The following is a 24,245-nucleotide window of genomic DNA, read 5'->3' on the forward strand; positions in this document are numbered from 1 at the left end:
TTGGTCCCTGACTATTATTTTACTGAGCCACTAGTCATGCCTGAGATAATACTCTTTTGGAATATTAAATATACAATTAGAATGACTACTATTCCTACTACATAGGATGCAAAGGAAGGGCCAAAATCATTAAAATACTGTCCTTGATAGTTGTATTGAAACAATGGTAAGGTCCAATTTGATGAATCCTTGTTCAAAATCAATAATGGTAAGAGGAAGTCATTCCAAATCCATAGTGCATTAATAATCAAAGCTGTTGCGTGCATTGGTTTCATCAAAGGAAAGGCTATACTGAAATACATTTTAAATTTACCGCAGCCATCAATTTCAGCTGCTTCATCTAACTCAGCTGGAACCCCAGTTTTGATATAACCAACATATAAAAATAAGGTTTGCGGTACTGCATAAGCTAAGTAGAGAATAATCAATCCTGGGATATTAGAAAGCCCTAATTTAGTCATCATTGTAGTTATGGGTATCATGATTACTTGGAAAGGAACAAAGATACCTAGTATCAAAAAACTATACATCAGGGCAAAAGCCTTATTCTTAGAAATATTTCTGGCAATTGAGAATGCGGCCATTGGAATAAAAAACGTAATTAAACAGATAGATATAACTGAAATCAACGTTGAATTAAAGAAATATTGTGTGATTCCGTCTGAGAGTATTCGTTGGAAATTACCCAAAGTAAATGGATTGGGAAGTCCAAAGAAATCTCCTGTGATTTGGTAGGTCTCCTTAAATGAGCTGATGACAGTCATATAAAGTGGGATGAAAATCAAAATAAACCCTATACCTAAAAATAAATAGCTCAATATTGATCCTTTTCGTTTCATTTTTTCTCCCCCTTAGACTTCAAAGCGCTTAGACAAACGAATTTGTAAAACAGATATGACCGCGATAGTTATAAACAAGACGACAGCAATCGCATTGGCATAGCCGTATTGATTGTTATTAAAGGCATAGTTGTAAACCAATAGACCTAATGTTGTCGTTTTGTCAGCAGGACCGCCACCTGTTAAGGCAAAGATTAAGTCAAATGCGGTCAAACCGGCTTTTAAGGCCATGATAAAAACCATGCTAACTGATGGGAGCAAATAAGGCAATTCAATATGCAAAAAACGTTGTCCATTACTTGCGCCATCGATCGAGGCTGCTTCAAGGACATCCTTTGGAATACTTTGCAAGCCAGCTAAGAAGATAACGACTGGCATTGCAACACCTTGCCATAATGCAACGAATAAAACACCCCAAAAAACGGTTTGTTCATTGGCAATCAGATTTTGTTCTAAAAAGCCAATACCTAGAGATTCCCCCAATTGAGGTAGACCATAGTTAAATATCTGCTTAAAAATCAAACCTAAAGTTACAGTACTTAATACGGCTGGGAAGAAGTATGCAGTTCTAAAAAAGTTTACGCCTTTCATCTTACGGTTTAGGAATCGTGCAATCACGATTCCTAAAACAATCTCACCGACGATTAGTCCCAAGGTGAAGAAGAGGGTAAAGCCAATGGACTTAATAAATTTTTGATCAGTGAGCATTCTTTGAAAGTTTTCCAAACCGACCATATTGTAATCAGGGGTTAAGCCTGTCCAATCTGTCAAACTGTAAAAGAAGCCTTGCAGCATGGGTAAGTAGAAAAAGACGAGTTGTAATGCTACTGGAACAAATACAAAGATATATCCCCAGTTACGATTGAAAACATTATCCTTTTTCATATCATCATCCCCTATTACTTCATGGTATCAAAGAAGTTGTTCAAATTCGTTGCTAATTGATCACGATCTTGACTATTTACATATTCAACTGTTAAATGGTGGAAGGTTTCTTCTGATGTCCAATCCTTTTGTAACCAAACGATTTGTTGATCTGTAAATACATATTGTGTTACACCGGCAGTTTCTGAAAATTTACCTTCCGTATCTACTGAAGTAACTGAGGTTGGAGAGCCATCGACATCATAGTACTTTTGCATTGCTTCTTTACTAGTCATATATTCAACAAATTTTTCAGCTGCTTCTTGGTTTTCAGAATCCATAGCAATCGATAATGCTAAATCTGCAGCACCTACAGTTAATTCTTGACCTTCCTCCTGGCCTGGGTAAGCAAACATACCGATCTCAAATTCAGGATTTTGATTTTGTACGGCTGGTAGTGCCCATGTTCCGTTCGGTAGAATTAAAGCTTCTTGGTTAGCAAAAGTAGCGATTGCATCTTCATAGGATGCACCTGTGGCATTTTTTTGACCTGTGCCATTTAGTAAATCTAACTGATCTGCAACAGCATCAAAATCAGCATTTCCAACTTTTATCGAGCCCTTTGGACTAAACACTAAGGCATTATTAGCACCCTCATACCCGCCATTGGTTGTTGCCCATGCTAATTGATGGTAGCCATTTAAGGTCCAAGCATCTTCTTGTGTCAATGATAAAGCAAATGGTGTTTCCTCTTTTCCTTGAATGTCTTTAATCAGTTGTTCAAAGTCATCCCAAGTTTTAGGGACTTCTAAGTTTAGTTCTTCGAATTTATCAACATTATAGAAGAAGCCCCAAGCATTACTAGTCAATGGTACCGAGTAAACTTTGTCATTGATTGCATAGGCCTCTGCGGCGCCTTCGGTTAAATTATTTAAGTAGTCCTTACCAGTCAGGTCGGTAAAGATATCACTATTAGCCCACGCTTGGAAGTCGGCGTTCTGTGGGTAAATATTGATAATATCCGGTATATCTCCACTAGAAATCCTTGTCTTCAAAACGGTTCCTGCATCAGGTACATTGGTGAATTTAACTGTAATATCTGGATTTTCCTCTTCAAAGTCTTTGATGATTTCCTGAAGGGTTGTCTGCATTTCCTTTTTTTGATTGAAAAATTCAATTTCAGTTTTTCCATCTGCCTGACTATCACCATTTCCACAAGCTGCTAACAAGAAAACGATACTTAAGGTCATACATGCTATAAAAACTTTTTTCATAGAAGTCATTTTGCTCTCCCCTTTTATATTATAATGAATACGCTTTCTTTCGTTACCTCAAATATAAATGTTTACTGGTTGAATGTCAACACTTTTAACTAAAATGGATGTAAAAAAGTAAGGTAAACACTTTTTAGTGTTTACCTTACTTCCCTTTCACTTTCCCGAATAATGATCTTGTTAGAAACAACAACTTGAATAGGGGTATCTCGTACCGCCTTGATTCGTTCATTTAACATCCTGACAGCTATCTTACCTAGTTCCTCTGTAGGAATATTGACGGTGCTTAAAGAAGGCGTTAAAAATTCAGCTACTTCAATATCGTCGAAGCTAACAATTGAGATATCATCAGGAATCGATAATCCTTGTTTTTGTAATGATCGGTAGGCACCGACTGCAATAGGATCATTGGCAACCATGATTGCTGTTGGTAAGGATCCTTGGCATTCCGCTAATAACCGATTCGTTGCTTGCATGCCATCTAAGGTTGTCCAGCCCCCTAGATAAATTTGGATATTCTCTTTTAAGCCTTTTTCCTCCATCCATTTTTCATATGCAACCCGTCGATAGTCATCTTCTGTCTCGTATTTTCGACTATTTTCATCGATTTCAACCCGCTTTCCACCAATAAAGGCAATTTTACGATGCCCCTTTGCATACAAGCGCTCTAAGTGCTTGATTGCCGCTTGCCCTAGGTCTGTGAATACAGCATCAATTTTTGGTGAAACTCTCGGATCATCAATGATAAGCAGATTGGAATTGATAGCAGATACTTTCTCAATCACTGAAGCTGCCACCTGACCAATAATCAATATCCCTTGACAATCATTGAGTGCCTCTAAATCAAGAGGACTTTCAGATAATCGTAAGATTTTTTTTATGTGAACTTGACTCATTTCTGCTTGTACTTGGATCCCACGACGAATGACCCTGAAATAAGGGTCCTCCCATTCATCGATTTCTGAAACGGTGGTGATTAACGCAACATTAATTACCTGCTTTTTCGTCGGTTTCTTCTTTTGATAGTTGTAAAATTTGACTGATTCAGCAATTTTTCGTTTGGTTTCTTCCGTAACAGAAATAGTTGGATCCTGATTCAACACTCTAGAAACGGTTGCGATTGAAACACCGGCCCGTTTTGCGACATCTCGTATACCTACCATTTGCCCAGGTCCTTTCTTTACTGTTTACTAAAATATAACCACAAATACAATAAATATGCAATTAAAATTTTACCCACTCACCCAATTAACAGAAAAGAATCCCGTAGTAAGGTATATTTATCATTGAAAAACATTTGTTAAGACATATAAAAAAGGAGGTTCTAGCCAGGGCCAGAACCTCTGAAATTCCAGTTTTGATAGGAAGTCCATCAATGACTTAGCACGATGGTAGCTATCATCTTCAGTATCAAATCCTTCGTTAGTGAGGAAATAATGGGATGACAGGGCAGATCCCTATCTTCAACCTGCTCTATGCTTTGCTTACCGCTTTTTATTATTTGTAAAGGGGTAAAGACTGAAATTTCCTTATTATTATATCCCTGATTGAATCACTTCATACATAAAAAATCCTCTGCTTAGTCCTTTTCATAGACAGGAATACTTAACTCGTATAAGCGTGAACCATCTTTTGCACTTTCTTCATAGATAATAATGGTGGCGGGTGGATTGGTCAGTTCATCAAATTGAAAGTTTATTTCAAAGTCGCCCCAGTCAGGTGCGCCTTGGCTTGCTGTAACAAATCCCTTATCTATTATCTCGTCACCATCTTTAAATTCATATTGAATCGTTGCCTCAAAGACACGAGCTTGTCCGATTACAGTGAATTCATGATCAAGCTCACTGTTGGGAGCAGGTTGAAAAATCCGAAAGGCCTCGTTTTCAGCTACAATTTCTCCTTCATTCTGCCCTTGATCCCTTTCGTCACTATGATTTTCCTCTGTTTCAGGATTGGTTTGATCATTTCCTTCATCTTCTTGATCTTCTTCAATTCCTTCATTGCTTTCGTTATCAACTTCTGGTCTATTTTCACTGCAGGCCGTTATAAATACCAAGCTGAATATGATAAAGATGGAGGCAAAAAGGGATGTCTTTCTCATGGTGATCATCTTCTCCTCTGTTTTAAGACTTTTTCTTCCTCACCTTGATTAAATGGTGAGCTGTATTATTTGTATACCCTTTTTACCCCTATCTTTAACAAAGGGAATAACTGCTGTTCATCTCGTATTAACCGGCAATAAGATACCTACTTCAAGATGTGAGCAAAATAAGTGGCAATCAATTGCCTAATTGTTTAGGTCGTCTCTTTATTTCAGTTACAGGAAGTAGTTTGCTCCTTGATGGAAGTGTATAGGTGAAAAGTATATACTGGAGGTGAGGAGTGATGCTGATGAAAATTCATCCAATCAAAGCTTTTTCGGATAATTACATTTGGGTGATTGAGAAAGATTCAATTGCAGTTGTTGTTGATCCTGGTCAAGCAAGTGCCGTTATCGCTTATCTAGAAGCGGAAGCGTTAGAATTAGGGGCGATTTTCTTAACCCATAATCATCACGACCATACGGATGGGGTTGAGCAAATTTTAGCGCTACATCCAGGTACACCAGTTTATGGTCCACAAGAAACGGTTCCCTTGAATGACCATATTTTAGATGAGGGGGATACTTTTGAACTGTTCGAAAAGCCTGTATCTGTTTTAAAAACACCAGGACATACGGATGGGCACATTAGCTATCTCGTGGGGGATGCACTTTTTTGTGGTGATGCCTTATTTTCAGCTGGAACAGGACGCGTCTTTACAGGTGATTATCAAGCCCATTATGATAGCTTGCAAAAGTTTAAACATCTTAAAGATACAGTTAAGGTATATGCAGGTCATGAATATACAGAAACGAATTTACGTTTTGCCAAGTCCATTGATCCAAAGAATAGGAAGATTACTGAAGCCTTGGCTGAGGTCACCGCCTTAAGGAAAGAAGATAAATCAACATTACCTTCTACGATTGGTCGGGAGAAGGAGATAAACCTGTTTTTACAGGCGGAGTCGCTGGAAGATTTTATTAAACGACGCCAAGCCAGGGACCATTTCTAACCTATCGATTCTTGTTCACTTGACCCTCTACTAGGTAGACACACAATTTTCAACTGTGAATACACTGTTTACATAGGAGGGGATGGTAAGATGCGCGCTGGATTTCCGATCAATATTCAAACGCTGAAGATTAGTGATGGACCAAGAAAAACCGTTTATTATCCGCAGGTTATCGGGGTGGAGAAGCAAAGTTTGGCAAGATTGATTAATCAGGCGATTGTTGATCAAACGCAGCAACTGATCGATACACAAGTTGCTAACATGCCGGCAATTGTAGAGGAAATGATCGGGTTATATGAGTTGAAAAACAATCAACGTCAGGTCCTGAGTTTATCACTGTCTAATTATACCTATCACCACCAGGCGGCACATGGCTTGACGATAATCAAGGCTTTAACTTTTGATCTGAAAAAAGAAAGGCTCTGTCAGCTCAAAGATTTATTTAAGCCAGGCAGTGCTTATATCGAAAAACTGTCACACTTGATCAATGATCAAATCAAACAAAGGGAGATCCCGCTATTAGGTGAATTTGAAGGTGTTCGACCTGATCAAGACTTTTATATTGCTGATAAAACCCTTGTCATCTATTTTCAACTCTATGATCTGGCGCCTTATGTTTTTGGATTTCCTATGTTTCCGATTTCCGTTTATGACCTTCAGGATATGATAAAGGAAGATAGTCCACTCGGGAGAATGGCAGCTAGTCAGTAGTTAGTTATTTTTACAAACACACATCAAAACGAGCTGAGGTGTGTTTTCCTTTTTACTTAATTACCTGTTTATCCCGCATTAACAGGCAATAAGTCTCCCACTATCAGAATTGAGCAAGATAAGTGGGGGATCAACTGCCTGTAAAAGCCCGATTGGTTCAATTGCCCTTAGGTCACATCCTTGTGGCAATAACAATCAATGAGGGATAGGGGGAAGGCAGACTAAATCTACCATCTCATGTAGTCCAAAAACCTCCACTGATTGAAGTTCCACTTTATCTAGCTCTAAATGCTTTCTTGTCCCTTTAGAATTGCTTGCTCTTCTTCATATTTGCCTAGTTCAAATCCTTTTTATGAATATATTTTTTTAGCTTAGTTAGGATTTTCGCTTGTATTTACAAGCTATTCAAATCAACCCCCATGGCAGATATTATACTAGGGATTGGATTGCTCTTGTGGCTACCTAGCCCTCTCTGATAGGCTATATCGGCCGAATTTAAATAAATAACTTTTCAGGGCTTGACTAGTGAAATGAAAGCGGTTATAATAAAAACATATTTAGGCTTGTTACTTCATTATCAGAAGGCAAAACCTAGACTTTTGTGATATATTCAATGAATATGTCCATAAGTCTAGGTTTTTTTTGGGAGGTGAGTATGGGTATGAGGATTATTCGCATTTTTAATAATAGTGTGGTTCTTGTCGAGGATCAGAATAAGGACAAGAAAATTGTGCTAGGTAAAGGTGTCGGCTTCCATGCTAAAGTTAATGATAAGTTGGATGAAGCAAAGGTTGAACAGGTTTTTGTATTAGAAGATGCCAGCCAAGAAAAGAAACTCAAGCACATGACGAAATTTGCTTCCATAGAATATGTTGATCTTACAAGGAAAATTATTGATCAGGCAGAGCAAGATCTCGGGGTGACTTTTAATGACTCCGTATTTATAGGTTTATTAGATCATATATCTTATGCTTTGCAACGCACCTCACAAAGTGGCCATCTGAAAAATGCACTTATTTGGGAAATCAAGAAATTTTACAAGGCGGAATTTCAAGCTGCTTTAACCGCACTTAAGCTTATTGAAGCGGAGGAAAAGGTTCAGTTAAGCGAAGATGAAGCAGGTTTTATCGCTATGCATTTTGTTAACGGCCAGCAAAGCAATGTAGCCAAAAAAACACCCATGCATGATGCGGAAGTTATTCAAGACATTCTAAATATTATTAAGTTCCATTTTAAGATGGAAGTAGATGAGACAACCGTTAACTTTAGCCGTTTTATCATCCACATGCGTTACTTTTTACAGCGTATCCATGATCCTAGTGAAAGGAGAAATACGATAGAACCTGAATTATTTATACAAGTATATGAAAAATATCCGGATACCTATAAATGTGTGGAGAAAATTGCAGTATATTTAAAGAAGAAACTTAATGTGACTATAACTAAGGAAGAGATGTTCTACCTGATGTTACACATTAATCGTTTAACCTTGAGAGAAAAAACATATTTCGATTAGGCTTGTTACTGAGCAATCAGGCAATACCTAAGCAATTTGTAAAAGTACCAATGCTTTTACTATTGTTTGGGTATTTTTTTAATTCCAAGGAGGTTTTTAATAATGAAGTATGAAAAATTAGCAAAAGAAATTATTAAGGAGGTTGGAGGCAGTGACAATATTGTTTCCTTAACACATTGTATAACAAGACTGCGCTTCCAACTTAAAAATGAAGAAAATGTAGACCAAAATAGAGTAAAGAACTTAAGTGGAGTTGTTAGTTGTGTAAATAAAGGAGGCCAATTTCAAGTTGTTATAGGGACGCATGTAGAAGATGTTTATCATGCGATCATGTCAGTAGCAAATATTGATGGGGACTCTTCAAGTACTCCAGAGGAAAAAAAGGGGCCAATTGCTTCTTTCTTTGATACAATAGCAGCAATTTTCGTTCCCATTATTGGTGCACTAGCTGGGGCGGGGATGCTTAAAGCGATCTTATCACTAGCGACAACCTTCAATTGGGTGACACCTGAGTCACAAACCTATACGATTTTATATATGGTTTCTGATATAGTCTTTTACTATATGCCATTTTTCCTTGCGATTTCAGCAGCTAAGAAGTTTAAGACAAGCCAATATCTTGCGCTTATCTTTGCTGGAATGCTTGTTCATCCTACCTTAATTGGTTTAAAAGACGCAGGGGATGCAGTCTCTTTATTTGGTGTACCTATGTATATGGCAACATATACATCAAGTGTAATTCCGATTATATTAATTGTTTACTTCCAATCTTATATTGAAAAAATTGCTAAGAAAATATCGCCAAAAGCAGTTAAGACTTTTCTTGTACCAATTATCACTATATTGATTGTTGCCCCTGTTGGTTTACTATTATTGGGCCCTATTGGTGCATTTGTTGGTGAGTATGTTGCAACTTTCTTTAACTTCTTGGACCAGCGAGTAAGCTGGCTTGTACCAACCCTTGTTGGAGCATTTAATCCTTTATTAGTTATGACAGGGATGCATTATAGTGTAGGGGCTGCCCAAGCCGTGCAAAGAGCGACTGTAGGTTATACGACCATCTATTCACCAGGTGCACTTTCAAGTAATATGGCGCAAGCAGCTGCAGTGTTTGCGGTAGCAATTAAATCAAAGAAAAAAGAAACGATAGCATTAGCATCATCTTGTGCATCTACTGCCATCTGTGGAATTACTGAGCCCGCATTGTATGGGGTAACGCTAAAGTTAAAACGACCTTTATATGCAACGATGTTAGCAGGTGGTATAGCAGGTCTCTATGCGGGTCTTACAGGTGTGAAGGCATATTCTGCAGGTACATCAACAATTTTCACATTGCCAATTTATCTTGGACCAGATAATTCATTTTTCCATGCTGCGATTACAGTAGGTATTGCATTAGTCCTCGGTTTTGTATTTTCCTACCTTTTCCATAAGGATGAGGAAACCGTTGAAAAAACGGAAGAAAAAGTAGAGCAAGCGGAAGGTATTGAAACGCGAGATAATGAGAAAGTTTATGCACCACTTGAAGGTAAAACAGTAGAGCTCGCTAAAGTAAATGATGCTGCCTTTTCTACATCGGCTATGGGGAAGGGGATTGCAATTGAACCAAGTCAAGGCGTTGTTTATGCACCTTTTAATGGAAAGGTAGAGGCTTTATTTAAAACGAAACACGCAATTGGCTTAAAATCTGATCAGGGTGTGGAGTTGCTGATTCATATTGGTATTGATACAGTAAAATTAGAAGGAAAATACTTTGAAGCGCTTGTATCTATTAATGAAACTGTCAAGAAAGGGCAGGAATTGATTCGTTTTGATATAGAGAAAATTCGTGAAGCAGGTTACGATTGTATAACGCCGATTATCATCACAAATTCTAATGACTATTTAGATATCATTGAGACAAGTCGTGAAACCGTAACTAGAGACAATGGATTATTAACAGTAATTAAATAGGAGGGTCTTATGATGGCATTTACAAAGGAATTCTTGTTTGGTGGAGCAATCGCAGCAAATCAATGTGAAGGTGCTTATAATGAAGATGGAAAGGGGCTTTCTATTCAAGATTTGATGCCAAATGGTGTGAGAGGACCACTGACAGAAGAGCCAGAGCCACACAATTTAAAGCTTATTGGTAATGACTTTTACCATCGATATAAAGAGGATATCGCACTATTAGCTGGCATGAATGTTAGGGTACTTCGTCTCTCAATTGCATGGTCACGTATTTATCCAACCGGGGAAGAAGAACAACCAAATGAAAAGGGGATTGCCTTTTATAATAATGTGATTAATACATTAATTTATTATAACATTACACCAATGATTACATTATCGCACTATGAACTTCCCCTGCATATTGCAAAAACATATGATGGTTGGAGAAGTAGAAAGGTAATCGACCTCTTTGCAAAGTATGCTAAAACATGTTTTGATTACTTTGGTGATCGAGTAAAATATTGGTTAACCTTTAATGAGGTTAATGTTACCTTATTATCACCACTCTTATCAGCAGGAGTGCTAACGGATAAAAGTGAGATATCGATGGCTGAGCGTTATCAAATCGCCCATCATCAATTAGTAGCAAGTGCATTGGCTACCAAGTTAGCGCATGAATGTGATGCAGAATTAAAGGTAGGTTGTATGGTTGCGGCTTCTGCAAAGTACCCAATGACCTGTAATCCTGACGATGTAATCGAGGCGCTTCATCAACAGCAGGAACTTGATTATTTTGTCCATGTGCATTGTAAAGGGGAGTATCCTTATTATGCACAACGATTATACAAGGAGTATAATGTTGACTTAGAGATCACAGAAGAGGATCTGAGTCTATTACGTCACACAGTTGATTTTATTTCCTTCAGTTACTACAATAGTAAAACTGTAGCTAAAGATGAGAGTAAGTATGATACAAGTGCGGGTAATATTTTACGTGGATTGCGAAACCCTTATGTTGATTACAGTGAGTATGATTATCCGATAGATCCCCAGGGCTTGTACTATGTGCTGCATTATTACTATAAACAATATGGTCTACCACTATTTGTAGCTGAAAATGGGTTAGGGCATAAGGACAAAGTTGAATATGATGATCAGGGTAAGATCATAATTAATGATGATTACCGAATTTCCTTTACTAAAGCACACTTACTACAGGTTGAAAGAGCAATTGAAGATGGGGTTGAGGTTTTTGGCTATGCATCATGGGGGATTATTGATTTGATCAGTGCGGCATCAGCCGAAGTAGATAAGCGCTATGGTTTTGTTTATGTTGATCGACAAAAAGATGGATCAGGAACATTGAATCGTTATAAGAAGAAATCCTATGATTGGTATAAACAAGTTATTGAAACAAATGGTAAATACCTACACGAATAAAAAGTAAAAGACAGTAGTCATCCAATTGTTAGTGATAATAATTGGATGAAGCTCTTCAAACTAGATGGGAGACAATCTTCCATTGTCTAGTCTGAGGAGCTTTTTTTTGCTTTCTTTGTTAGTTACTTAAAAATGAAAAGGATAGTCACATCACCAAAAATTAAATTTTATAAAGCAAGGGATGAGAAAGTTTTAAATTGTAAGAGGTTTTGCAATAGAGAAGGGGATTTTTATCCCGCATTAACAGGCCCAAGCCCCCACTGGTTGAAGTTTCAATTTATAGCTGGTAATAGAAAGATCAGTAATGGTAATTTCTTTTTTCTCGATGAGCGTAGATAAAGAGTAGCTATGGGTGACTTATTGCTTATTTGGTTAGATTTTTATAAGCTATAAAAGGAAATTTGGGCTTGACTTTGGCAAGATTTTGAGAAAAGGCGAAATTGTGAACAAAAAGAAAAATACTAAATATAGTCCCGAGCATCTTATTGATCCACAATATGTTGTGTGATATAGTGAAACTATTAAAACTTCATCGCCTTTTGAAATGGATTTAAGGTAGCTCTGCCACGATAAGGGCAGCTACTTAAGTCAAGTTATTTCAAAAGTGGCATAGAGAAATATTCCTACTTCAAGGCAAAGAATCAGACAAGGTTCTGAGGGGGGATTTGCCTTTTTAGAGGTCTTTTTTTTTCTTATATCATAGCAGCGGTAAGTATCACTGCTTATCAACAATAGGATGGGAAGGGGATTTAAAGAAATGATCGATACAAGTAGTATTCAATTAACATTGATCAATCAAGCAATTGAGAAGAGGGATGGTCGGAAGCAGAAGTATGACCCTGCTAAAATAAAAAATGCCCTCATTCAAGCTGTACAAAAATCAAATTTACCTTATGCAAAAGTAACGATTGAAGAGATTACGAATGAAGTAGATCGCATTATTCAACAAAGTGAACCCACTTCAATTCATACCTCTTTAATCGATGAATATGTTTTAGAACGCTTACATCACCATGGGATGAAGGATTTAGCTGATAGCTATATCCAAAGGCGGAAGGAAAAAGCGGAGAGACGGAAAAATAGCCGTGATATTAACCAAAAAATTGATCAATTATTAGATAAAGATCCGACGGTTGTAAATGAAAATGCCAACAAGGATAGTAAGGTCTTTAATACGCAACGTGATTTAACGGCAGGAAGCGTCGGGAAAACCATTGGACTAAGAATGCTTCCCCCTCATGTAGCAAATGCCCATGAAAAAGGTGAAATTCATTATCATGACCTAGATTACACACCTTATGCACCGATGACAAACTGCTGTCTAATTGACTTCAAAACGATGTTTGAAGAGGGATTTGAAATCGGCAATGCTGAGGTAGAATCGCCACGATCCATCCAGACTGCTGCAGCTCAGACGGCACAGATTATTGCGAATGTTGCTTCAAGTCAGTATGGTGGGTGTAGTTTTGACCGTGTCGATGAAGTCTTAGCTCCCTACGCAGAAATCAACTATCAAAAGAACCTGACAACGGCCAAAGAGTGGATCGAAGGTGTGGAACGGCAAGAAAAATTTGCTTTAGAAAAAACTAAAAAAGATATCTATGATGCCATGCAAAGTTTGGAATATGAGATTAATACACTTTATACCTCTCAGGGGCAAACCCCATTTACAACATTAGGGTTTGGTTTGGGGACAAGCTGGATTGAAAGAGAAATTCAAGCGTCTATTCTCAAAATTCGGATTAATGGCTTAGGTAAGGAAAAACGGACGGCTATTTTTCCAAAACTCGTCTTTACCTTGAAGCGGGGTGTAAACCTTGAGCCACAAGATCCAAATTACGATATTAAACAATTGGCCTTAGAATGCTCGACTAAGCGCATGTATCCAGATGTCTTAAGCTATGACAAAATTGTTGAATTGACAGGTAGCTTTAAAGTCCCAATGGGCTGTCGCTCCTTCTTACAGTCTTGGCAGGACCAAGAAGGAAATGAAGTGACATCAGGTCGGATGAACCTTGGAGTTGTCACTCTAAATTTACCGCGAATTGCGATTGAAGCAGATAAAAGCTTTGATAAATTTTATGAATTATTGGAAGAACGTTTAAATGTAATCAAAGATGCTTTAATGTTTAAAGCAAGTCGAACAATGGAAGCAAAACCAGAGAATGCTCCGATCTTATATTTACACGGTGCTTTTGGTGAAAAACTGAAAACGTCAGATAAAGTAGAGGAACTTTTCTTGAATAAACGCGCAACAGTTTCTTTAGGTTACATCGGATTGTATGAGGTTGCTGCTGCATTTTACGGAAAGGCATGGGAGGACAACCCTGAGGCGAAAAACTTCACCTTAAATGTCATTAAAATTCTTAAGGCAAAAGCAGATGAATGGGGCGATGAAGCAAATCTACATTTTAGTGTTTATTCAACGCCAAGCGAGAGTTTAACCGACCGATTTTGTAGACTGGATCGTGAGAAGTTTGGTGCAATTGAAGACATTACGGAGAAGGGCTATTATACGAATAGTTTTCACTATGATGTCAGAAAGGCGCCGACACCGTTTGAAAAAATTGATTTTGAAAAGGAATATGCACCATATACAAGTGGTGGTTTTATCCACTATTGTGAATATCCGAAATTACAAACCAATCCAAAGGCTTTGGAAGCTGTTTGGGACTATGCCTATGATCGGGTCGGTTATTTAGGGACGAATACGCCAATTGACCATTGCTATGAATGTAACTTTGATGGGGATTTCAACCCAACTGAGAAGGGTTTTGAATGTCCAAACTGTGGCAATACAAATCCAGAGACCTGTGACGTGGTTAAGAGAACCTGTGGCTATTTAGGTAATCCACAGAAACGCCCAATGGTAGAAGGACGACATGAGGAAATCTCCTCACGTAAGAAGCACATGAAGGGATCTGATTCTTATTAAATCCCTCCCAATAACCTGGACAGCTGAAGCCTTAAGTAAAGGCTATATCGCGGACTATAAACCTTATAATTTTGTCGATGGAGAAGGGGTTCGCTGTAGTTTATATGTCAGTGGTTGTCCTTTTGCTTGTCGAGGTTGCTACAACAAGGCGGCACAAGACTTTTCCTATGGTCAGCCATATACAAAAGAGTTGGAAGACCAAATCATCGAAGACTTAAAAGCTGATTATTGCCAAGGACTGACCTTATTAGGTGGGGAGCCATTTTTAAATACTCAAGTGACTCTATCTTTATGTAAGAGGGTAAGAGAGGTATTTGGCTCAAGTAAAGATATTTGGTCATGGAGTGGTTACACTTATCAGGAATTAATGAAAAGTAGTCAGGATAAGATTGACTTACTTGAACTGATTGATGTCCTTGTTGATGGACGCTTTGTCGAGGCAAAAAAAGACTTGAATTTAGCTTTCCGAGGCAGTTCAAACCAGAAGATTATTGATGTTCAAAAAACACTGGCAGCTGATGAACTGGTCCTTTGGAAGGATGGCAATTATGATTAACGGATAGAGATAACCAGTAAAAGATATCCCTTAGGTGATTTCCTAGGGGGTATTTTTTTGTTCACCAACCATGGGCGAACGTTAGCATAATGTTTAAAATATGCTTAACGTAAATTCCATTAAGTACTTCCTCATTAATCGTTGTGAGTTTGCTAAGTAGGCTCATTTCCAAGAGAAAGTCTTAACCAAGTATGACCTGATCTCCGACCTGTATGGATCTAATGCCGGAGTGCTTTCGTTTTTTAGGTCAGAAGATAGATCAAGTATATAAAAATGCAAGCTGAAGTTAATTCCAGCTTGCATTTTTGACCTTTTCAGTGGTCTGGTAAATGTTTAGAAGCTTTTAATTGTTTTTGTTGCTTCATTTTAACGAAAGAAACTGAATGGATGTCATGAATCAAATGACAATTAAAGAGCTAAAAGTTCAATTCGCTGTTGTTCGTGCTTATCAAGGATGATTTGCTCCGGCTTGATACCCCGTTCATAAAGCAATTCAATATTTTCTAGGATAAATTCATCACTACCAACAAGATAGAAAAGTCCATCCTGATCGGTAGCCAGTCTTTCCACTTCATTGTAATAATCTTGGCGGTTATCGACAAACTGGGCTGTGAACTTCTTTTCAGGTGAAGACTTGAAGATATGAGTGAATAAGAACGCTTTTGAAGAGTCAATATTCAATGAATGGATGTGGTTAATCCTGTCATCGTGTTCGAAATACTCAAGTACAAGCGGTCTAAAAGTTGCTAAACCGACACCAGCGGATAATAAGTAAATATTTTTATTTTCCCTTTTTAGCTGTACGTTTGAAATTGTTTTAAATAGGGCTACTTCTTGACCGACTTCAAGGTTTCTTAGAATTGCTTTAAACTCAGAACATTGCTCCCTAATCCGTGTTGTAATCCCAATTGAATTTTCATGTGGTAAAGTAGAAATAGACATATGGCGAACTAGACTACGATTCGGTTTATCTCCATCATTAAAACCCTTTAATGCGAAGTGGGTATGCGCACCTTCCTCCCAAGTAAAATCTTCCGGACAATCGAGCAGATAGGTTCTAATCTCGGGTGTTTCTTCAATAATCTGATTTATTTTGGTCCAATATATTTGCATGTCTCATTCTCCTCACTTAACTATATGTATTTAATCATACACTAAGTGATAACAATTCTCAATTAAATAGTTTGATTATTTAAAAAGGTTTACTAAAGCTTATCTGACTGTAAGTTCTTCACTGTCATTTTCTTAGAAATTACCGGGTTATAAGCAAGTTGCCAAGAGTCAACAGAAGTTTGTTTCGTTGATCCCAAACTTAATTGGGGAGGCGTCCTCCACAAAGTCAAAGTTTACTTAAGCTTAGTGACCCCGCTTTTTGATCGTTCAAGCTTAAAAGATTATGTCATCTATCCTATCTCACCTGCTTTGCTCAGATTTAGACTTATGTATTAAAGCCTAATCGATTTCCCTAATCGTGGTACAATATTAAATAGAAACTAACCTAAAAAGAGGTCAAAAAATGAAGAATTCAAGGTTTAATGATTATAAATTGGGTGATGAGATCATCACTTCCCTTCAGGCTTTAGCTTATCACACACCAACTGACGTGCAGCGAAAGGTGATCCCACTCGTCTTAGAACAAACAGATCTGATCGTGAAGTCGCAAACCGGAAGCGGTAAGACAGCCGCCTATGCAATTCCGATTGCTGAATCGATTGATTGGCTTGAGAATAAACCCCAGGCCTTAATTTTGACACCAACGAGAGAGCTTGCTGTTCAGGTTAAAGAGGATTTTACCAACATCGGGCGCTTTAAACGAATTAAGGCGCTGGCTGTGTTTGGTAAGCAATCTTTCGCAAGCCAAAAAGTACAATTAAAACAAAAGACACATGTCGTTGTTGGCACACCTGGCCGTGTCTTTGATCATATCGGTAAAGGGACACTATCGTTAGACCAGATCCGCTATTTGGTCATCGATGAAGCGGATGAAATGTTGAATATGGGCTTTATCGAACAGGTCGAGGCGATTATCAAAGCCCTACCTAAAGATCGAGTGACAATGCTTTTCTCGGCTACCTTACCAAAGGAGATTAAAGAGCTTTCGCATAGGTATATGGTAGAACCTGTCGACATTGAGATAGAGACAGGTGCAATAACAGCAGATGAAATTGATCATGTGCTGATTGAAGTGTCAGATGATCAAAAATATGACCTCCTCCGTGATTTAACGATCGTTGAAAATCCAGATAGCTGTATAATTTTTTGTCGGACAAAAGGGCGCGTTGATCGGTTGACTGATCAATTAATTAAAGCAGGCTATCCATGTGGTAAAATCCATGGTGACATGGCCCAAGAAGCTCGGCTTGCTGTGATGCGTGACTTTAAACACGGCCGTTTTCGCTATTTAGTGGCAACTGATTTAGCTGCGCGAGGCATCGATATTGATAAGCTCAGTCATATTATCAACTATGATCTGCCACTAAAAAAGGAGGGCTACGTCCATCGCACTGGAAGAACTGGGAGGGCTGGCGAGGTAGGGAAAGCAATCACATTTATGCTTCCGTCTGAAGAGAAGTTTTTACCAGAGATTGAAGCCTATCTTGGTTTTGAGATTAAGCGATCAGCAGCTCCAAAGAAAGCGGAAGTGGCTAAGAATCGGCCAGCCTTTGATCGGAAAATCAACCTAAAATCAACGATAAAAAAAGAAAAAAATGAAAATCTAAATAAAGATATTATGAAACTGTACTTTAATGGTGGTAAGAGAAAGAAGCTTAGAGCAGTTGATTTTGTAGGGACAATCGCTAAAATAAAGGGTGTAACCGCAGAGGATATTGGGATTATTACTATTCTTGATCGGGCAACTTTTATCGAAATCTTAAATGGCAAAGGTCCCCTAGTCTTAAAAACGATGAAGAACACAACAGTAAAAGGGAAGTTGTTGAAGGTTTATGAAGCTAAGGAATAAGAGGGTCGCTGAACAAAAAGAAAGATCAAAAAGTTAGTTAATTCCACATATATAAAGGATAATAAAGGTATTATATTAAAAGAGGAGGCTCTACAAATGAAGGAAAAATATAAGCCCTTGTTTGAACCGTTTACTTTTAAATCGGGTGTTACGATCGATAATCGGATTGTGATGGCACCGATGACCACAAACTCAGCATTTGAAAATGGCATGGTGACGACAGATGAGCACAATTATTATAAACGTCGGACAAAAGGCCTTGGTGCAGTGATTACTTCTTGTGCGCAAGTTAGAGAAGATGGAAAATTCGCTGGCTCATTAAGCGCTGCATCTGACATGCATATTGAGAGCTTAGCCAAACTCGCAGACACGATTAAAAGTACGGGTACAAAAGCGATCTTGCAAATTTTCCACGTTGGCCGAATGGGATCAGCCCGCACACTCAGAGGGCTTCAACCTGTCAGTGCAAGTGCAATCGCAGCCATGCGTGAAAATGCTGAAATACCAAGAGCATTAGCAGATGAAGAAATACATGACATCATTGAAGCCTTTGGCCAAGCAACGAGAAGAGCGATTCTAGCAGGATTCGATGGTGTAGAAATTCACGGAGCCAACACATATTTAATCCAGCAATTTTTCTCACCACACTCTAATCAAAGAGATGATCACTGGGGCGGGACATTAGAAAAACGAATGAACTTCCCGCTAGCAGTTGTTGATTCCGTTAAAGCAGCAATCAAAAAACATGCTGATCGACCTTTTATATTAGGTTACCGGATTTCTCCCGAAGAGATCGAAGAGCCAGGCATCACACTGGACGATACATTAGCTCTATTAAGGGAATTAAAAGAAAAAGAACTCGACTATATTCACATATCCACCGGTCATTACCTGCAAAGCTCTATCCGTAATTCGGAAGATCAAACACCAGTCCTTAAAGCAATTGTTGAAACAGTTGGTGCAGATACGCCAATTATTGGGGTTGGCCAAATCATTACACCAGACGATGCTATTTCAGCAATCGAAGAACTAAACCTACCACTATTAGCGATAGGTAGGGAACTAATTGTCGAACCTGATTGGATTATTAAAGTCAAAACAGGAAAAGAAAGCACGATCCGGACAGAAATTCATTTGGAAGACAGGGCAGACTTAGCCTTCCCTGACGCAATGTGGGAATATATACAGACCAGACCAGGATGGTTGCCGATCGTTAAGTAAGATAAGGAAAAAGAGAGAGTGGAACAAAACGCGGCTAAAAAATAAAAAGGGGATTCAATAGATACTGGATTCCCTTTTGATATTATGATTATTTATATGGATTCATCACGACTTAAATGGTTTAGAAGTGTCGCTCCGTGATTTACAGTCTGGGTGGACGCTTTCCCTGGGTACGTCCTCGGGCGCACGGGATGTGGGTCAGTTAGACGTTGCCACAGGACGTGGCGGTTTTAGTCTAACATTCCTTATTGCTCCACTGCCGTGTTGCAATAAGGATTTCCGGACGCGCACTTTTTCCGCAGGAGTTGCCACCTGGAGTGAAAATCAACGGTGCGTTCTATTAGGTAAGTTGTTTGACTTTTAATGACTAACCTTGAATTGGGATTTTAGTCATCTTATACAACAAAAAAAGCAACCTAGATCTGACCTTACAGATCCAAGTCGCTTTTTTACTTTTTCAGTGGCCACGAAAATTTAGAAGGTATCTTTTCGTATCAATCGAAAAGATAAAAGTTTGCGTGTTTTAGTCTGTTCCTGCAACCTTAGACAGTCCTAAATCAAGATTTCCCCTCTCCGATTAAGTTAAAATCGACAGTGTGATTTATCCCAATTAGGAACTCTTTAGTTTATTTATAGGTTGTTGACTAGACATTTTAGCAACTTCATCATTAGGAATCTGAAACGATACTGTTGTGCCGTGATTAGGTATGCTTCGGATTGATAATCCTTTTCCGTATAATTTTAATAAACGCCGGTTGGTATTTGAAATACCAATACCCTTCACGGATTCAGGTGGGTCAGTTAAAAGATGTGTGATCTTATCCGAACTCATTCCCACACCATCATCGCTAATTGCTATTTCTTGATAACCTTGATAATCTGTAGTTTTGATGGTGATAGTTCCTCCCCTTTGCCGTTTGAGAATACCATGCCTAATTGCATTTTCTACTAAGGGTTGAATGGATAATGGAGGAATTTTTGCTAACAAGTCACCTTCAAGCTCCCATTCCACTTGGATTCTATCCCCAAATCTAGCTTGTTCAATATATAGGTAGGAACGTGTGATCTTTAATTCTTCTTCAAGGTAGATTAAAGGTTGTGTATTATGGATATCAAAACTACGTTGCAGGTAATTTCCAAATTCGTTAAGTAATTTGACCATTCTGTCTGTATCTATTTCTGCTAAAGAAGCAATCGTGTTTAATGTATTAAATAAGAAATGCGGTTTTATTTGAGCCTGCATCCAGGCAGCTTCCATGCGAAGTTGTTTATTAACAGACTGCTTTAATGTTGTTAATGCCTTCACGCGTGCTTGTAATTCTAATCTATCCACTGGTTTAGTTAAATAGTCATTTGCACCTGCTTGGAAGCCAGTATAAACATCTTCAGCTTGTGCTCTTGCCGTCAGAATTAAAATTGGTAGTTCCGAAAGAGTAAATTGTTTACGAATCGTCCTTGTTAATTCATAACCTGACATGTTTGGCATCATTGCATCTGTAATGACCAAATCCCATTCCCTGGTATTTAAAAGTTCTAATGCTTGATGACCACTTGTAGCCGTGGCTATGTCGAAATCTGTATCAAGGATATTCTTTAAAACGCGTAGATTAATAGGATCATCATCAACAACTAATATATTGGTATTTGTCACTTTACTTTCAGAAAGGGTATCAGCCGACTCCGTCATTAATTCGGGTTCCTCTTCTATCCGCGCAGAGCTAGTCATTTCTGTTTTACGATTTAGTTCAGCTGTTGAAGTTTCTGCCAAAGGAATAGTGAAGGTAAATATCGATCCCTTGTCAACCTCTGATTCCACTTTAATTGTTCCACCATGTAATTCCACAAGTTGTTTACAAACGTTGAGTCCTAAGCCAATCCCACTATTGATGGCAGTTGTGCTCTTGTCGTCTTGTTTATAGGCTTGAAAAATATAGGGTTGAATTTCTTTATCAATACCGACACCAGTATCTGTAATTGTGATGATGGCCATCTTTTTTTCCTGTGAAGCACCAATGGTTACAGTCCCCTCGTTTGTAAACTTCACCGCATTATGGATTAAGTTAAATAATATTTGAATCAATTTATTTTTGTCCGCGTAAAGGTCGGGGAAGGAAGCGGGAACTTTTGATCGTAAAGAAATGTTTTTTCCTTCTGTCATAAAATAAATCATATCAAGTACCCCAGTAGTAATTGTGTGTAAATTTACCCTTTCCTTATGAAGGTCAATATCTTGTTCCTGGAGTCGTGTGATATCAAGTAGATCATTTAAGGTAAAACTCATATGTTGTCCAATTTGAATGAGTAATTTTAAGTCAGCTTTATTTTTCTCTGTTAATGAATGCTTTTGTTCAGCTAAGATTGTTTGGGCAATATTGATCACTCCATGAAGCGGGTTGCGTAGTTCATGGGAGGTTTTTGCCAGAAATTCATCCTTTTTTTGATCTGCAATTTTCAGCTCATCAACAAGATCGTTCACTTGTTCGTTTTGTCGATAGAAGCGTTTAAACCAAAAGAGTGCTAATCCAATAAAAGCACAGATATAATCAAATGGGTAAAAAGGCAAATGAATTCCTGAAACTGCCTTAATAAGTCCCCAGATAATCCCGGATATGACGCCGATTATAATGACAGCAATGAAAATAGACTCTTCTTTGTATTGAAAATAGTCCTTTAATGCTAATGGTATCACGGTAATAAAGGAGATAAAATAAAGAGCGAAAAAGATCATATTAACTTCGATTAAATCATTAAGGGGTAAGAAAATGATTAGGAGTGCGCAAACCCCATACAGAATGGTGAACCATTTAAATTGTTTGTATTTCTTAAAGTCTTTCAATAAATATCTCATCATTTGGACAAGAAATAAAGCTGCTCCCAGATAAATGATTTCTTTAAATTTAAATGACCATTCATAATTTAAATGTAACCATTCCATTGAGGCACTATTATAAGTAAGTAACTCATCCATGGCAGGAAAAAGAAATCCGACTGCGAAAAACAGCATAATTCTTTCACGATGAATAAAGATATAAATTAGAAGACTGTAGACACTGTGAAGAATCAAAATAACAACCATGCTTATGACCAAATAATCTTCAAAATTTTTATTATTTGTTATTGCTTTTAAACTACCAAATTTAAAGGGCTTACTGACTGAGATTCCTTTAGTAGTATCAAAATTAGAAACCTGTAACATTATGTCAATTTCATTATCGTCAATGTTAAATGTCGCTAGATAAGGGTTTCCTTTCCCTTTATGTTGACTTTTATCTGATGATACAATACCCGATTGTTCTTTTAAATGACCATTTATATATAGTGCTGATGCTGTATTTGTGGATGGTATACGTATAGAAAGTAAATGGCCAAAATCGGTATCCTTATCAAGATAAATCTTCAAATAGTAGGTTCCATATTTAATGGATTCATCGACCCTTTCTTGCTCTGATATATTAATAAATTGATCAATCTGATTGGGATGAAGGTCTTGTGGATCCTCAATGAGCCTTTCCGGAATAAACGACCATTCTCCATCAAGTGCAAGGATTTGATCATCACTTAAATCATAGTCTTGTAAATCTAATACGCCTTCTTTAGCGACAGGTTGTTCAGAAGGGGAATAATAAAAATAAAAATACCATAACAAGCGAAGGCTAGTTAAGAATAGCAAGATGGCGATTAATATGAATAAGCTGGTTGGTTTATTTCTTTTGGCTTGCAATTTGATCAAACCCCTTTCAGAGATTTACTTTTGTGATCTGATCTTTTCTTATTTCGAATCCATTGTTCATACCAATTCTGAATGTGGGGCTCTACTTCCAAACCAAGTTCTATCAAGGTACTTTTATATTGATTAAATTGGTGGTCGACAAGGACTCCATAGCCAAAACGGTCATATATATTCATTAAGGAAAAGTTTGCTTTCTCATTTGCTGGTGTTAACTTATATATTTTAGAATACCATTTTTCAGCGTTTTCTAGATAGTTATAATATAAATAAAAACCTGCGATTTGATGAGCAGATTTTAGCCATAACTCTTCTAATCGCTTGCGTTCGGCTTCAGCCCAAAAGTAATTATATTCTTGTAAATAAGGACCTGTGTATAATTTCATAATTTCTTCATACTTATTAATGTTATCTTTACTGACAGGTGGTGCAGAAAGAATAGAATTTTCCCATTCGACAATGTCGATAGCAACATTGTTAAGCGTCAGTCGGTATCCGTCCTTAACATTCTCCAATAATATATATTGGCAAAATTGATTTAACGTTTTACGGATATGATAAATTGTTGTATATAATTGTGAATAATCATGCTCACCTAGCTTTAGCAAATCGGCTAACTCAGATTTAAGTAGGGTTTCTCCATTATGTAATAATAAATATAAAAATAACTCTTGGGCTTTCGCTGTGCGAAAATGGACAATTTCGGGATTATCACCGGCAATTTCAAAGGATAATTCTTTGCAAACCTTTATCTGAAGATGATTCTTTTCTGATATTTTCTTCATTCGGTAGTAGTCTAGCATTTTTTCGATTCGGTTTACTGTTATTTTTAATCGATTTAATTGAATCGGCTTGAGAATATAGTCTAATGAATCTAATCCAAATGCTTGAACTGCATATTCATGAAATCCTGTTACAAAAACAATGATCAAAGATGGTTTAATTTCAAGAAGCTTTTCTGCCAATTGAATCCCATTCATTTGAGGCATCTCTATATCTAGGAAAACGACGTCAATTTCATTCAATATTTTTGCATCTCGGTCAATTTTAAATTCAACAAATTTATGAACGACTGAGATATCACTAATTTTTTTAAGTTGACTTTCTAAAAAGTCTAAAGCAAGGGATTCATCGTCAATCAGTATTGCTTTCATATCTATCATCCTCTAGGT

At 37.6% G+C, this 24,245-nt stretch carries 17 protein-coding genes; 9 read left to right on the forward strand and 8 right to left on the reverse strand.

All coding sequences use genetic code 11. The features are described 5' to 3' along the window. Positions 1 to 14: 14 nt before the first annotated feature. The 5 genes from KQI76_RS03915 to KQI76_RS03935 all read right to left on the reverse strand — a co-directional run bounded on the left by KQI76_RS03915 (position 15) and on the right by KQI76_RS03935 (position 5,078). Complete coding sequence (locus KQI76_RS03915; protein ID WP_216399006.1) at positions 15 to 839, reverse strand: carbohydrate ABC transporter permease; 825 nt, start codon at positions 837 to 839, stop codon at positions 15 to 17. A gap of 12 nt (positions 840 to 851) precedes the next feature. Beyond that, the gene (locus KQI76_RS03920; RefSeq protein ID WP_216399007.1) at positions 852 to 1,724 is read right to left on the reverse strand and encodes a carbohydrate ABC transporter permease; all 873 of its coding nucleotides are present in this window, start codon (positions 1,722 to 1,724) and stop codon (positions 852 to 854) included. A gap of 14 nt (positions 1,725 to 1,738) precedes the next feature. After that, positions 1,739 to 2,986, reverse strand: coding sequence for an ABC transporter substrate-binding protein (locus KQI76_RS03925; protein ID WP_216399008.1), 1,248 nt, complete (start codon positions 2,984 to 2,986; stop codon positions 1,739 to 1,741). Positions 2,987 to 3,117: 131 nt separating this feature from the next. Then, positions 3,118 to 4,140 (reverse strand): LacI family DNA-binding transcriptional regulator, encoded by a 1,023-nt coding sequence (locus KQI76_RS03930; RefSeq protein WP_216399009.1) that lies wholly within the window; start codon positions 4,138 to 4,140, stop codon positions 3,118 to 3,120. A 416-nt stretch (positions 4,141 to 4,556) separates the two neighbouring features. Next, entirely contained in the window at positions 4,557 to 5,078 is a 522-nt protein-coding gene (locus KQI76_RS03935) for a Gmad2 immunoglobulin-like domain-containing protein (RefSeq protein ID WP_216399010.1), read from the reverse strand. 290 nt (positions 5,079 to 5,368) lie between these two features. On the opposite strand from KQI76_RS03935, the gene gloB reads away from it, so the two are divergent. The 7 genes from gloB (at position 5,369) to nrdG (ending at position 15,163) form a co-directional block, all read left to right on the forward strand. Further along, on the forward strand, positions 5,369 to 6,070 hold the full coding sequence (gloB, locus tag KQI76_RS03940; protein WP_216399011.1) for a hydroxyacylglutathione hydrolase: 702 nt from the start codon (positions 5,369 to 5,371) through the stop codon (positions 6,068 to 6,070). A gap of 90 nt (positions 6,071 to 6,160) precedes the next feature. Beyond that, positions 6,161 to 6,781, forward strand: a complete 621-nt coding sequence (locus KQI76_RS03945) for a DUF3298 and DUF4163 domain-containing protein (RefSeq protein WP_216399012.1) — start codon at positions 6,161 to 6,163, stop codon at positions 6,779 to 6,781. Between the two features lie 655 nt (positions 6,782 to 7,436). Next, on the forward strand, positions 7,437 to 8,297 hold the full coding sequence (locus KQI76_RS03950) for a PRD domain-containing protein (RefSeq protein WP_216399013.1): 861 nt from the start codon (positions 7,437 to 7,439) through the stop codon (positions 8,295 to 8,297). Between the two features lie 102 nt (positions 8,298 to 8,399). Further along, positions 8,400 to 10,250, forward strand: a complete 1,851-nt coding sequence (locus tag KQI76_RS03955) for a beta-glucoside-specific PTS transporter subunit IIABC (RefSeq protein ID WP_216399014.1) — start codon at positions 8,400 to 8,402, stop codon at positions 10,248 to 10,250. A gap of 9 nt (positions 10,251 to 10,259) precedes the next feature. Further along, positions 10,260 to 11,672 carry a glycoside hydrolase family 1 protein gene (locus KQI76_RS03960; RefSeq protein WP_216399015.1) on the forward strand — a complete coding sequence of 471 codons (1,413 nt, stop codon included), beginning with the start codon at positions 10,260 to 10,262 and terminating at the stop codon, positions 11,670 to 11,672. Positions 11,673 to 12,429: 757 nt separating this feature from the next. Then, complete coding sequence (gene nrdD / locus KQI76_RS03965; RefSeq protein WP_253288796.1) at positions 12,430 to 14,607, forward strand: anaerobic ribonucleoside-triphosphate reductase; 2,178 nt, start codon at positions 12,430 to 12,432, stop codon at positions 14,605 to 14,607. Continuing rightward, the gene (gene nrdG, locus KQI76_RS03970) at positions 14,594 to 15,163 is read left to right on the forward strand and encodes an anaerobic ribonucleoside-triphosphate reductase activating protein (RefSeq protein WP_216399043.1); all 570 of its coding nucleotides are present in this window, start codon (positions 14,594 to 14,596) and stop codon (positions 15,161 to 15,163) included. The genes nrdD and nrdG overlap by 14 nt, the downstream gene beginning before the upstream one ends. A 408-nt stretch (positions 15,164 to 15,571) precedes the next feature. Here the strand turns inward: nrdG and KQI76_RS03975 are convergent, their stop codons facing one another. Then, positions 15,572 to 16,276, reverse strand: coding sequence for a dihydropteridine reductase (locus tag KQI76_RS03975; RefSeq protein WP_216399016.1), 705 nt, complete (start codon positions 16,274 to 16,276; stop codon positions 15,572 to 15,574). A gap of 403 nt (positions 16,277 to 16,679) precedes the next feature. Here KQI76_RS03975 and KQI76_RS03980 point away from each other — a divergent pair, with 403 nt between their 5' ends. Together KQI76_RS03980 and KQI76_RS03985 are read left to right on the forward strand one after the other, a co-directional pair. After that, positions 16,680 to 18,125: a DEAD/DEAH box helicase gene (locus KQI76_RS03980; RefSeq protein WP_216399017.1), complete on the forward strand. Its 1,446-nt coding sequence runs from the start codon at positions 16,680 to 16,682 to the stop codon at positions 18,123 to 18,125. Positions 18,126 to 18,221: 96 nt separating this feature from the next. Next, positions 18,222 to 19,346: an NADH-dependent flavin oxidoreductase gene (locus KQI76_RS03985; RefSeq protein WP_216399018.1), complete on the forward strand. Its 1,125-nt coding sequence runs from the start codon at positions 18,222 to 18,224 to the stop codon at positions 19,344 to 19,346. A gap of 610 nt (positions 19,347 to 19,956) precedes the next feature. On the opposite strand, the gene KQI76_RS03990 is transcribed toward KQI76_RS03985, so the two are convergent. Together KQI76_RS03990 and KQI76_RS03995 are read right to left on the reverse strand one after the other, a co-directional pair. Then, positions 19,957 to 23,067, reverse strand: coding sequence for an ATP-binding response regulator (locus tag KQI76_RS03990; RefSeq protein ID WP_216399019.1), 3,111 nt, complete (start codon positions 23,065 to 23,067; stop codon positions 19,957 to 19,959). A gap of 5 nt (positions 23,068 to 23,072) precedes the next feature. Further along, on the reverse strand, positions 23,073 to 24,227 hold the full coding sequence (locus tag KQI76_RS03995) for a response regulator (RefSeq protein WP_216399020.1): 1,155 nt from the start codon (positions 24,225 to 24,227) through the stop codon (positions 23,073 to 23,075). Positions 24,228 to 24,245: the final 18 nt, after the last annotated feature.

It is taken from the genome of Amphibacillus sp. MSJ-3 (assembly GCF_018919165.1).
Lineage (GTDB): Bacteria > Bacillota > Bacilli > Bacillales > Amphibacillaceae > Amphibacillus.

Coding starts and splice junctions, on each gene's coding strand:
- KQI76_RS03915 (WP_216399006.1), bottom strand. CDS start 839: ATGAAACGAAAAGGATCAATATTGAGCTATTTATTTTTAGGTATAGGG.
- KQI76_RS03920 (WP_216399007.1), bottom strand. CDS start 1,724: ATGAAAAAGGATAATGTTTTCAATCGTAACTGGGGATATATCTTTGTA.
- KQI76_RS03925 (WP_216399008.1), bottom strand. CDS start 2,986: ATGACTTCTATGAAAAAAGTTTTTATAGCATGTATGACCTTAAGTATC.
- KQI76_RS03930 (WP_216399009.1), bottom strand. CDS start 4,140: ATGGTAGGTATACGAGATGTCGCAAAACGGGCCGGTGTTTCAATCGCA.
- KQI76_RS03935 (WP_216399010.1), bottom strand. CDS start 5,078: ATGAGAAAGACATCCCTTTTTGCCTCCATCTTTATCATATTCAGCTTG.
- gloB (WP_216399011.1), top strand. CDS start 5,369: ATGAAAATTCATCCAATCAAAGCTTTTTCGGATAATTACATTTGGGTG.
- KQI76_RS03945 (WP_216399012.1), top strand. CDS start 6,161: ATGCGCGCTGGATTTCCGATCAATATTCAAACGCTGAAGATTAGTGAT.
- KQI76_RS03950 (WP_216399013.1), top strand. CDS start 7,437: ATGGGTATGAGGATTATTCGCATTTTTAATAATAGTGTGGTTCTTGTC.
- KQI76_RS03955 (WP_216399014.1), top strand. CDS start 8,400: ATGAAGTATGAAAAATTAGCAAAAGAAATTATTAAGGAGGTTGGAGGC.
- KQI76_RS03960 (WP_216399015.1), top strand. CDS start 10,260: ATGATGGCATTTACAAAGGAATTCTTGTTTGGTGGAGCAATCGCAGCA.
- nrdD (WP_253288796.1), top strand. CDS start 12,430: ATGATCGATACAAGTAGTATTCAATTAACATTGATCAATCAAGCAATT.
- KQI76_RS03975 (WP_216399016.1), bottom strand. CDS start 16,276: ATGCAAATATATTGGACCAAAATAAATCAGATTATTGAAGAAACACCC.
- KQI76_RS03980 (WP_216399017.1), top strand. CDS start 16,680: ATGAAGAATTCAAGGTTTAATGATTATAAATTGGGTGATGAGATCATC.
- KQI76_RS03985 (WP_216399018.1), top strand. CDS start 18,222: ATGAAGGAAAAATATAAGCCCTTGTTTGAACCGTTTACTTTTAAATCG.
- KQI76_RS03995 (WP_216399020.1), bottom strand. CDS start 24,227: ATGAAAGCAATACTGATTGACGATGAATCCCTTGCTTTAGACTTTTTA.